Source organism: Pacificoceanicola onchidii (assembly GCF_004804335.1).
GTDB lineage: Bacteria > Pseudomonadota > Alphaproteobacteria > Rhodobacterales > Rhodobacteraceae > Pacificoceanicola > Pacificoceanicola onchidii.
This window is the reverse complement of sequence record NZ_SRXY01000010.1, coordinates 161,206-172,594: the sequence shown is the minus strand read 5'-3', so window position 1 is coordinate 172,594 and position 11,389 is coordinate 161,206. Positions and strand designations below refer to the sequence as shown.

The window sequence follows — 11,389 nt, the reverse complement described above, 5'->3', positions numbered from 1 at the left end:
GATCATCGGGCATGGCATAGATCTGAGCCTCGTCGAAAGGACCTATCAGATGGCGGAGCGGTTTTTTGCTCTGCCGGAGTCAATCAAGCGCCAGTACTATATTGGTCTCAGCAGCAATCACCGGGGCTATGTGCCGTTTACCGAAAAGGGCGACTACCCCGACGAAGTGAGCCGAAACTACGAAGCCTTTGATCTCGGTTTAGATTTGCCACATGACGATCCGGACTACTTGGCTGGCAATCGTCTGCTGGGACCAAATGTCTGGCCCGATATCGCCGGGTTTCAACGGACCATATCAGCCTATTATGAGCAGATTGCTGCTCTTGGGCGGATGATCAGTGCGACGCTTGAGTTGCACCTGGGCCTGCGCCCTGGGGCCATAACCGAGCAGATGACCAAACCTATCTCACAGCTGCGCCTTTTGCATTACGTGCGCCAGAATGACGGAATCGATGCCAAGTCGGTCAACATGGGTGCACACACCGATTATGAATGCCTGACGCTTTTGCACACGCGCAATGCTGGCTTGCAGGTCATGACCGTAGAGGACAACTGGATCGATGTTCCTGTCGATCACCGTGTCTATGTCGTGAACATCGGAGACATGCTGGAGGCCTGGACAAACGGTCAGCTTCGATCGACGCCGCATCGAGTGTTGAACCTCCTCCCGGAGCGGTTCTCGATGCCGTATTTCGTCGCTGCAAACCACGACACGATGATCCGGCCATTTTTCGAATTGGTGGGGCAGGGTGGTCATGTGAAGTATGAACCGTTCAAGGCGGGAGATCATCTGGAGCGGATGCTTGCCAGAGATTTCCCATATCTGAGGTCCCGGCAACGAGCCGGATTCGCGCAAGGTGACGGCTGTGTCGAAAACCCTTTTGAGAAACGTATGAACCGGAGTGGGAGTTAGAGAATGCCGAGTTTGGATGCGATGATTGCCGTGGCTCTTGCGGGCCTGGCATTGAGCGCGACACCCGGTCCATCGATGCTCTACGTATTGTCGAGAACGGTCGGGCAAAGTCGCGCGGCGGGCCTCGCCTCGGCGCTTGGCCTTTGCCTCGGTGGGATCGTATTGGCTATCGCCACGGCCCTGGGCTTGGCTGCGGTGTTCGAAAAATCCGATTGGTTGGAAGTGGCCTTACGCTATATCGGTTCAGCCTATCTTATTTGGCTCGGGGCCGATATGATCCGTGGGGCCAAAGCAGGTGCACAAGTGACGCTCGATGTCGAGAAGGTGCAGCACAAATCGCTTTCCTCGATTGTCTGGCAGGGTGCCTTTGTTGAGTTGCTTAACCCGAAAACAGTCCTGTTCTTCGCACTGTTCCTGCCGCCCTTCATAAACGTGGGCGACACACAAGCTGTCGAAACCAGTGTTACGATGCAGCTTTTGGTGCTTGGGGCGCTTGTTCCGCTGACGGCCATCCCGTCCGACCTCGTTGTCGCCTACATGGGCGGCACCATAACGAAGGCGATGAACCGCGAAAGGGAGATGCGCGAGCATTTGGCCTGGGCTGGCGGACTGATACTGATCGGTATCGCGCTCAATCTTCATCTACACATTCTGTAACTTGCTTCATTGTAAGGAGCCGATGCCGGTCTGCGGTATTGCGCGTAAAAACCGTTTTGAAACATCCGGCATCGCTTCCTAGGCTACGCGTGCCGTATTGATTGAACGGCCCTTCGGCCCGTCGCGCATTCGGCCATGCGGCCTCACCGCGGCGTTGCGCTTGGCGTCCCGGTTTGCCCGCCTCGCGAGCACGTTTCTCCCTGGCCGCTCCGCCGGATTGCGCTCTGGTCTGTTTTGCGGGGCAAAACGATCCCGCCGCTTCATCCGTCTCCCGCGTCCGGTCGGGCCGTTTGCCTTCTCGGGTCGGGCAAACCTACCGTCAAAACACACACACATGAGTGTGGAAGCATATCCTCCGGATGGCCCCCAAATCAGCCCGCGTCAAGGATCGCAAAACTTTTCGGCGAGGGCAGAGCCCGTGGCGCGGGGCGGTCCCGTGCGTGAGCGCGGGCCTGTGTCGGGTGCTGCGCTCGGAAAACTTTTGCGCCCGGCAAGCCGGCGGCTGCGCCGTCCCTGACCCGGGCAGATTCGGAAACCAGGCATTCGGCCATGCCCCCACACTCACGTGGTGGCTCCACAACCGAATACTGGAGACCAGACATGGCTTACGACAACGCGAACACTTACGAGACGATCGAGCTTTTCGGGCTGACCGAGAAGGACGCGCAGCTGCCGATCCCGGAGGATCATATCCTGACCGATCGCATCATCCGCGAAAGCTTCGAGACTTTGCTCGGTCCGCTGCGCGGGACCGGGCTTGAAGCGGAAATCGAACCGCTGGCCCACGGGCTCGCGACGATCCTGCAGCGCCGCAAGGTGTCGCTTGGCAAGGAGGTCGACCGCACCGCCGACAAGATCGGCGCGCTGGCAAAATCCCACGACGGATCGGAGATCGCCGAGACCGCGCTAGAAGAAGCGCAGGCGCGCTTTCTGCAGCTGCGCGAGATTGTCGGCGCCATCGAGGTGATGAGCGAGGCGGCGGCGGAATGCTACGAGATCGAGACGGGCCACGCCTTCATCCCGGCTTCCGGGTCGCGTGCGAGCGTCCGGGCGCAAGAGACCGGGGCGGTCTTCGAGGCGCGGCAGCTTCTGGAGCAGCACGACCGCGAGACTGCCGAGAAGTCGAAAGTCGAGGGGGTGCCCCTGATCGTCTCAGGCGCCACCGACTGGACCGATGTCGATGTGATCTTCAACACGCTCGACAAGGTTCGCGAACGGATCAGGCAGAACCGCAATCAGGAGATCTTCCTCTGTCACAAGGGTGGCAAGCATGGGGCGGAGATGATTGCAGCACGATGGGCACGGGCACGCGGGATAGCACAGGCGCGTTTCGATCCGCGCTGGTCCGCGCATGGGCGGGCGGCACCGTTCAAGTGCAACGACGAAATGCTGGACGACAAGTTCGCGGCGACGGGGGTTGTTCTCTTCGGCGGCAACGGGGTCGCGCTGAACCTCGGGCAGAAGGCGGAATCGAAAGGCCTGACGGTCATGAGGGTTGCCGACCCGGCGAAGAAGTCTGTTGAGAAGTGAATTGAGAGGGTCGCCTTCGGGCGGCCTTTTCGTTGTTTCTCATAGGCGTGGCGGTTCTCCAAACTTCTTTGCCTAGCAATTTTGTGTTTTGATAGGTATATGCGTGCCAAGCAAAACTTGGAAATGATTGGCATGACACCTCTCAGCAGCATCGCGATGAGCGCCTATACCGATCTGGTGCGTCTCCTGAAGGATGACGTCTTGTCCGGTGTCGCAGGCAAGCCCACGCTCAAGGAGCGCGGTGACAAGGGCTATTGGTACGCCGCGCGCCGTGTCGGAACCGAGATGCAGTTCATCTATATCGGCGAGGACAGCGAAGAGACGCGCGCGCGCATCGACCGGATCGAAGAGCTGCGCGCGACCGCCAAGGCGCGGCAGGCAGAGCGGTCGCGACTCGTTCGACTTCTGCGGGCCGAAGGCATGACACCGACCGACCGGGCGACCGGTTCCATCCTGTCGGCCATGGCTGCAGCCGGAACCTTCCGGCTGGGTGGTACCATCGTCGGGACGAACGCGTTCCGGCTTTATGAAGGCGAGCTTGGTGTTCGTTTGCCCCTGGGGGGTATGGCCAATACCGGCGACATCGACATCGCCCAGTTCGAAAAGCTCAGCGTGGCGCTGCAGGATCAGGTTGACCCTGGTCTCGCCGAGACGTTCTCGGCGCTCAAGTTTGATCCCCTGCCGGCACTCGACCAAGGTCGGACCTGGCGATGGGCCCAAGGCGGCAGTGGCCAGCTGGTCGAATTCCTGACCCCGGCGTTCGGAGATGAGACCATTCGAGAGCTGCCCGCCTTGGGCGTGAACGCCCAAGCGTTGAATTATCTCAACTTCCTGATTGCCGAGCCGATCCATGCGGCGGCAATCTATCGATCCGGCGTACTGCTCCAGGTTCCGCGCCCGGAGCGCTATGCAATCCACAAGCTGATCATTGCAGATCGGCGGCGGGACGGAGCGGGGAGCCTCAAATCGGCGAAGGATCGGGAGCAGGCGGCTTTCCTGATTGAGGCGATGGCTGAGGACCGGCCCGATGATCTGGCCCGCGCCTATGCCACCGCGCTGGAGGTCGGCCCGCGCTGGCGGGAGCATATTGGGAACTCATTGAAACGGATGCCGGGGACCAAGGCAATCCTTGGGAGCTAGGGCGCGTGACGGTCAAGGCGACAACACAGACCATGCGCCGATCTACTGATCGGCCGCTCTCAGTATCGCGTGCCAATCCTGCCTTGCTCCCAGTATTCGCAAGATAATCAACTCATCTCGCTCGACTCGATAGATGATCAGATGTTCCGCACTGGGATGGATGCGGACAGGTGGATCGAAGTCCGGGCGCTCACGGGCCATCTCCGGCATGAAGAGCAATCGATCGAAGGCATCTTCTATGATATCGGTGTATCGATCTGCTTGCGCCATCGTCCATGTCTGCGCCGTGTAAAGCCAGATATCTTCCAGATCATGTTGGGCTGCTGGCGTCAGCCGGTAGGCGGCGAGATTACTTGCGGGCATGTTTCTCCCGCATTTGCGCTTTGAACGTCTTGAAGTCGAAAGGCTCCGGATCGCCGCTCTTGAGACCTTCATCAATCGCTTGCTGCAAGGCCTCGATCGCTTGAGCGCGCTCCTGGTCACGGCGGATTAGGTGGCGCACATAATCGCTTGTATTGCTGAAGCTGCCATCTTTCAGGCGTTCTTCAACCCAAGTCTTCATTGGATCAGGGAGTGAAACGTTCATGGTGGCCATAACTATTCTCCTTCTCAAAACAAGCATATCATCGAAGACCGGAAATTGTCATAAAAGATGACAAACTTTGCCATCTTCTTGCCTGCCCGGAGCGTTGTGCGAAGGTCTCATCGTTGACCTTTCGAGTGTTGGACCAGATGGGTTTGGTAGCCGTTAACGGGAAGGTGCATTTGGGGTAGCGTTTTCGTCATGTCTCATGGCGCGTGCGAACGATTACGCAGGATCGACAGTTCGCGTAGAGCAATACCGTCATCCCTCTACCCAGTCCGTCTGAATTCGGTCCATCCGCTTCGGGTCTGGCGGGAAGACATGAGTGTCGAAGGCAGTTCAAGACGCGGGCTATGGTGACGCTCGGCTCGAAGCTGAAGACCAGAGCGATCCGTGGGTGGTGTTTCGGAACATCGCATCCACGCGGGCGGGCTCCGTCAGCACCCCGGCCAGGATCGGCGGGACGAGGACGCGGAGGATGGCGGCTGCGTGATGGCGAGGGTCATCCGGATCACTCCTTTTTGCTCATAGATGTGGATCGCACGGGGCGGCGCGCTCGTGCCCTCCGCTTCGCTCCGGCAAGCACAAATACGGCTTCCACGGCGGAGCCGTGGACCCTCCGCATTTGCACTTGCGACCGGGCCTCGTGCCCCCGTGCTGGCAGATCCCCATCGCAACAAGGAGTAACCCAGATGACCAACCACTACGTCGCCACCGTCCCCGTCAAGTTTACCGATACCGATGGCCAGGAGCGCACCCGCTTCCAGCGCGTGGGTGCGATGTTCCGCAACACCCGCAATGGGGACGGCTCGGAGTTCTTCAGCCTCAAGCTCGACTTCCCGGTCGCGGTCTCGGAGCTGGTGATGTTCCCGCCGAGCGCAAAGGACCCTCAGGACTGAATCCTCTGACGAGGATGGGCCGCCCCAGGACGATCTTGGGGCGGCCCGATCCCTGTTCCAGGGATGCCGTCACCGGCGCAGGTGATCGCCGACAGCGACCTCCACTTGGTGCCAGTCGCTGCGCGCTCAAAGGACGATAGCTGCTCGGAGTGATCATGCCGCGACAGGGCGGCCAGTCAGCCTCAAGGGGGCCATCCACAAAAACCTATCGGCCAGGGCCTCCCGGTTTTTGCGGCAGAGATTTGGCAAGCCAAATCTGGCCCTCCTTGACCCTGCCTGTCCGCCCTGTCGGTGGGGTTTGCGCCCGCCCGCGGTTCCGTCCGAACACATGCGTGTTCGGTCAGACCCTCGGGCGGTGTTGGGGAAGGAGACCCATTGGACACGTGGGTCGCTCGGTGGTGAGGGCGGCAGAGCCGCGTCCCTGCGGGTCGCGGGAGAAGCGGACACCAAGGCTGCCTGAGCCTGAATGCGACGTAAGTATACAATTGACAGTTGGATATATTATCGTAAGGTAGGGGCAGCCTTGGTGGAAGGTGGCAGGAAATAGGGGGTCTTTCTTCCGCATGTCCCGAACGAAACGCCTGACAGAGATGGAGAAGATGCAGATCGTCCGCGAGGCCGCGGAGGGTGTGTCGACGTCTGAGCTGGCCGAGCGTTTCGAGGTCACATCACGGGCCGTGCGCTACGTCCTGAAAGCCGATGCAGAGCGCCAGACGGATGCCGCGATCCCGGTCTCAGCAGTCAGTGTGAAGGTCACGGCTGCGGAGCTTGAGGCGCTCGACGCGGTGTTGGCGAAGGCGGGGATCGAGAGCCGGGCCGAGGGGCTGCGGCGGCTCATCCAGGCGGCGGGCGGGGTGTTCGTTCCGGACGCGCAGATGGCGGCCGAGATGGCGCGCTACAGGGCCTCCTTGCACGAGGTCGGCAATGGGGTCGCGCAGATCGCCAAGCAGATGACGCGGGCCAACCGGATGGGTCAGGGGGCCGGGGGAGGCACGCGTGCCGAGTTCTCGGAACTGCGCCTCGCGCAGATGCGCGGGCTGGCGCGGTTCATCCTGGATTCCGCCGACGAGATCGATCTGCTCCTGCGCCGCCGTCGTGACGCGATGCAGCTGCAGGCCTCAGCCGCCTTGAGGGAGTTTGCCCATGCGGCTGAATGATGCGGTTGACGCTGTCACCGGCGAGGTCTTCCGGGATGGCTGGAGCCGGATCCGGGGCTCGATGCAGGGGCTGCATGTCGCCAAGCAGAGCCAGCTTGTGCGCGCGGCGGCAGGGCATCGGCCAGCCGTCTTCAAGGCAATCCGGGGCGGGGGCACGCATACCAAATCGCAGCTCGCAAACCAGCTCGATTACCTTACCACAAAGTCCACCCATATCGTGGACTCGAGTGGGTTTTTGGATGGCAAGGCGAAGCTCGAGGCGCGTGACATCAAGGATCTGACCGAGCGCTTTGCCAAGCGGTGGGATGCAGGCTTCAAACCCAAGCTTGGCCAGACCACGCACATGCTCATGTCCTTCCCCATCGGCACGCGGGGCGAGGATGTGCGCGATATCGCGACGGATGTGGCCGAGCGGTTTTTCCAGACCGATGCGGGGCATTTCGACTACATCATCGCGGTGCATGAGGACCGCGATCACCCGCATGCGCATCTGGTGCTGAACCGCCGCTCGCAGGAAGGCGAGTTCTTCTTTCTGGGGCGCAACCATCGCTTCAACTATGACGATTTCCGCCTCGCCATGGTCGAGGAGGCGGAGAAGTACGGCGTGCGCCTGGAGGCCACGCGCCGGGTGGATCGCGGGGTTGTGCATTACCCGGCCCGCACCAGCGAAGTTTATGCGGCGAAAGAAGAGGGTCGCGCGCCCAGCGAGCGCGAACGAGTGGGGCAGGACCTGACGCGGACGCTGGCGGAGATCGCCAACACCAGAACCGTTTACCATTCACTCGCTGCGGAGGCTTCGCGCGAGGCCCGCGAGGATATCGCCGCAGCCCTCTTTCGCGCGGGCGAGGTGCTGGCGCGGGGCGGGCAGGTGGACCGAACAGGAGATGTGTACATGGCCGAGGATCAAAGTTTCGAGGACCTGAGAAGCCTCTATGCGGAGAAGCTCGCACGGGTGCAGGGCATGATCGCCGAGAAGTCTGACGCCGAACGTCCCGTGCTGGAAAAACGCCTCATCGAAATCCAGACGCAGGTCCAGCACATGCAGCCACTCGGTTTGCGATCATCCGCACTTTCAGAGACCCCCTCGGAGGGCGGGATCTATTCCGAGGCGAACATCGACACCAACCAGCTTGAGCGTCTGGCCGAGCCCGATCTGAGAGCGCGCATTGACGCCGCGCTGCGCGGCACCGGGATCAGCACATCGGAAGTGGTGGCCCGGATTGAGACCGGAGCCTCCAATGCAGCGCTGGAGCACCAATGGATCGCCGATGATCTCTCCAAGGTGTCCGAGGCGCTGGATCTGAACCTCGAACGCCGCGCCGATCTGGAACAGGCGCGCGACATTCTCAATGACGTGCATGTGAAACTTGGCACGCTTCTGGAACGGGAGAACGTACTGCGCCTGGATGGCGTCGTGGAAGCGGAACCGGTCAGCGAGCGGTTCCATTATCACCTTGACGCGGTGCAGGCGATGGAAGGGACAATCCGTCAGGAGATGCGCGCAGACGGCCTGACCGCGCAACAGATCGAGGACCGGGAGTGGGAGTTGGTCTCAAAGGCAGAGCGCCGGATCGAGACCGAACAGCGCGCGTATCTCGAGGCACACCCAGACCTGCTCGCACGCCCTGAGCCATACCGGGAGACCATCACCGTTGCGGCCCGCGCCAGTGAGATAACCCGTGAAGTCGACGGGATCATGGAGGGACGCGACGTCCGCACGCCCGTTGCAGATGCTGTCACGGATGACTTGCGAGCGCGCTATCCGGACATGCCGTCCCACCTCGCCCGCGGGCTTGGCGCGACCTATGCCGCCGTCGTGGAGATACGGGATACGGAAGCCATCAATCAGGTCCGCCGCGAAACCGAGTTACGCGGCGGGATTGGGGCTGGCACACGCGACGAAGTTCTCGCGGCGCGCGACGAAACCGCGCCGCAATCTGACCATACCGACCGTGTTGCAGTCGAGATTGCGCGTGTCCTTGACCATGAGCGGGCGGGGGAGTTGTCCGCGCCCTTCGAAACCGAGGCGGAGCGGGAGGCCTTCCGCGGCGAGATCGCGCGGGTACTGGATGACCGTCAAGTCGAGCGGCTCACATCCGGCGGTGCCGACGCGCTGGACAAGGTTCTCGAGGACCGCCTCGATCGGCTCTATGTCGCCAAGGTCTATCTGCAATCCGATGCCGTGACGGCCAACACCGAGGCCTTGCGCCAGGTGGTCGACGAACTCGCCGACGCCGAATACGAAAAACACCGCGCGACAGACGTGGATGGCGAAACCGAGCGGGGACAGGTCCATTGAGCGGCGCCATGGGCAAAGCCCGGATCGCCACGGGTGTCTTGCTCGTGACGCTGGTGACCGGGGCCATGGGCTACACCATCGCCTCGGCGGTGCTGACCTACCAGGATCTCGGCTTCGGGGCCGAGATCGACTTTGCCTATATTGCGCAGAACTACATGGCGATCCTCGATCGCCGCCCGGAGGATGCCCAACTCATCCACCTGATCATCGGCAGCTTTGCCGTCGCCGGCATGATGCTGAGCCTCGCGCTGTCGGGAGCCGCCCTGACACGGTTTGGCCAGACCCATTGGCAGAGCGCGCGCGAGATGAAGGCCAACGGGTTCTTTGGCGCACCCGGCACCGGGTTCATTCTCGGCAAACTTGGGACGCCCGGCTCCCGCGCAAAATACATCTGTTCGAAGGTCTTCCCACACGCGCTGATTGTCGCCCCCACGGGTCGCGGCAAGACCACGGGTTTTGTCATTCCGAACCTGCTGACCTGGCGGGGCTCCGCCGTCACGCTCGATGTGAAGGGGGAGTGTTTTGAGGCCACGGCCCGGCACCGCGCCGCCCAGGGCGACAAGGTCTATCGTTTTGCCCCCACCGATTGGGAGGGCAAGCGCACGCATCGCTACAACCCACTCCTGCGCATCTATCAATTGAAAGATCCTGCGCGCCAGCAGATGGAATTGCAGCTCCTCGCGACGCTCTTCCTGCAAAGTGACAACGACAGGGTGCAAGGGCTTCTGAAAGGCGGGATCGATCTCTTCGTGGCGGCAGGCCTGTTGGCGTTCCAGCGCAAGCGCCCGACCTTGGGCGAGATCTACCGCATCGCCGCATCGGGTGGGAACAAGCAGAAGGAATACTTCGCACGCGGCCACGAGGTGGAGAACAGGGCAGCAAAGCTGATTTTCACGCGGCTCGCCTCGACCAACAACGACACGCTGACCTCATACGTTTCGCTCCTGATGACCTCGGGGCTCGACCAATGGCAGAACCCGGCGATCGATGAGGCGACGGCGGTGTCGGACTTTGATTTCCGGACGATCCGCAAGAAGCCCTTTTCTGTTTATCTCGTGGTCCAGCCGCTGATGGTGAAACCGCTCGCGCCGCTGATCAGGCTGTTCTTCTCGGATCTCCTCTCAGCCATGCAGGAGAAGGATCCCGGGCCGGATGAACCTTGGCCCGTAATGATCATGCTCGACGAGTTCAATCGCTTAGGCAAAATGCCGATCGTGGTCGAGAGCATTGAGACTTTGCGCGCTTATCGCGGGCACTTGGCGGTCGTTACCCAAACTATCCCCGCCCTCGATGAAATCTATGGCGAAAACACCCGCCGTGCCCTGCAGGGCAACGCTGGCGTAAAGCTCTACCTGACGCCTTCCGATGAAAAAACCGTCGAGGAGTTGAGCAAGGCGGTCGGCAAGACCACGAAGACCGTGGTCACGCGTTCGCAGTCCATCGGCAAGAACCCCTTCGAGGGGCGCAGCCAATCGACACGGACTGAAGAAAGCTCGTTGTTGCCAGAAGATGAGGCGCGCCGCCTGCCGCTCGACGAGATCGTCATGGTGATCGATGCCCAGATGCCGGTCCGCGCGAAGCGGATCCAATATTTCGACGATCGGCTGTTCAAAGCGATCCACGCGGCGCAGACGGGTGAGCTGCCGTTTCCGGAGCCAGGTGGAGGTGGGCCGGAAGGTGATCTGCCGCTGAGTATGCGCGCGATGCCGATGACACCCTCTCCGGACGGGTCAAGCGGACCCGAGGTCGACGTTGAGGCCGTACGCCAGGCTGCTGATGGCCAATCGTCAGAGAAAGCCAATGTCGCCTCAAAGAAGACCACGCCCGTCGTTCAAGCCGTTGTCGCCGAGGAACAACGACAGATGGAGATGAATTTTGGGAGCCAAGTCACGGATGCCGAGGCAGCGAGCGCCGGGGGTGAGGCGCAAATGCGCTCCGCTGTCGATGGCTTGGACGACATGGAAGCGATGTTGCGAGAGGTTGGTGGTCAGAAGCTGGTTGCCCGATAGGGTAGCGAGGATCGGACGTCGGTCGAGTTCGGGCGGAAAGCAGTCTTTCGCTGCAGCTGCGAACACTCAGGTGCGATTTCCGCAAAGCAGACACTCAAAGTCTCAGATGCGGCTATGTGCGTGTCCCCAAGGAACCGATGGTGTACGATGATTTTAGACTTCGAATGGCGACAGCGTGTGTCTCCGATGTATGAAACTTCCT

Annotated in this window: 11 protein-coding genes; 9 read left to right on the top strand and 2 right to left on the bottom strand. The window is 61.2% G+C overall.

Annotated features, from left to right (window positions below; translation table 11 throughout):
- From E4662_RS22240 to E4662_RS22225, 4 genes are all read left to right on the top strand, one after another.
- Positions 1-913 (top strand): 2OG-Fe(II) oxygenase family protein (locus tag E4662_RS22240; protein WP_136443825.1); only part of this gene is annotated, 913 nt, incomplete at its 5' end.
- Positions 914-916: 3 nt separating this feature from the next.
- Positions 917-1,570: a LysE family translocator gene (locus tag E4662_RS22235; protein ID WP_136443824.1), complete on the top strand. Its 654-nt coding sequence runs from the start codon at positions 917-919 to the stop codon at positions 1,568-1,570.
- Positions 1,571-2,170: 600 nt separating this feature from the next.
- A complete protein-coding gene (locus E4662_RS22230) occupies positions 2,171-3,100 on the top strand; it encodes a DUF2493 domain-containing protein (RefSeq protein WP_136443823.1) in 930 nt (309 codons plus the stop codon).
- A 132-nt stretch (positions 3,101-3,232) separates the two neighbouring features.
- Positions 3,233-4,240 (top strand): nucleotidyltransferase family protein, encoded by a 1,008-nt coding sequence (locus tag E4662_RS22225; protein WP_240705294.1) that lies wholly within the window; start codon positions 3,233-3,235, stop codon positions 4,238-4,240.
- A gap of 42 nt (positions 4,241-4,282) precedes the next feature.
- Here E4662_RS22225 and E4662_RS22220 read toward each other — a convergent pair whose 3' ends face one another.
- Together E4662_RS22220 and E4662_RS22215 are read right to left on the bottom strand one after the other, a co-directional pair.
- Entirely contained in the window at positions 4,283-4,603 is a 321-nt protein-coding gene (locus tag E4662_RS22220; protein ID WP_136443821.1) for a type II toxin-antitoxin system RelE/ParE family toxin, read from the bottom strand.
- A complete protein-coding gene (locus E4662_RS22215) occupies positions 4,590-4,835 on the bottom strand; it encodes a type II toxin-antitoxin system ParD family antitoxin (RefSeq protein WP_136443820.1) in 246 nt (81 codons plus the stop codon). Before E4662_RS22215 ends, E4662_RS22220 begins: the two co-directional genes overlap by 14 nt.
- A gap of 313 nt (positions 4,836-5,148) precedes the next feature.
- On the opposite strand from E4662_RS22215, the gene E4662_RS24175 reads away from it, so the two are divergent.
- The 5 genes from E4662_RS24175 (at position 5,149) to E4662_RS22195 (ending at position 11,187) form a co-directional block, all read left to right on the top strand.
- The gene (locus E4662_RS24175; RefSeq protein ID WP_168798050.1) at positions 5,149-5,316 is read left to right on the top strand and encodes a hypothetical protein; all 168 of its coding nucleotides are present in this window, start codon (positions 5,149-5,151) and stop codon (positions 5,314-5,316) included.
- 199 nt (positions 5,317-5,515) lie between these two features.
- On the top strand, positions 5,516-5,722 hold the full coding sequence (locus E4662_RS22210; RefSeq protein ID WP_007120662.1) for a hypothetical protein: 207 nt from the start codon (positions 5,516-5,518) through the stop codon (positions 5,720-5,722).
- 563 nt (positions 5,723-6,285) lie between these two features.
- Positions 6,286-6,879 carry a transposase gene (locus E4662_RS22205; protein ID WP_136443819.1) on the top strand — a complete coding sequence of 198 codons (594 nt, stop codon included), beginning with the start codon at positions 6,286-6,288 and terminating at the stop codon, positions 6,877-6,879.
- Positions 6,866-9,178 (top strand): relaxase/mobilization nuclease domain-containing protein, encoded by a 2,313-nt coding sequence (locus tag E4662_RS22200; RefSeq protein ID WP_136443818.1) that lies wholly within the window; start codon positions 6,866-6,868, stop codon positions 9,176-9,178. Before E4662_RS22205 ends, E4662_RS22200 begins: the two co-directional genes overlap by 14 nt.
- An 8-nt stretch (positions 9,179-9,186) precedes the next feature.
- On the top strand, positions 9,187-11,187 hold the full coding sequence (locus tag E4662_RS22195; RefSeq protein WP_136443839.1) for a type IV secretory system conjugative DNA transfer family protein: 2,001 nt from the start codon (positions 9,187-9,189) through the stop codon (positions 11,185-11,187).
- The last annotated feature ends 202 nt before the right edge of the window (positions 11,188-11,389 follow it).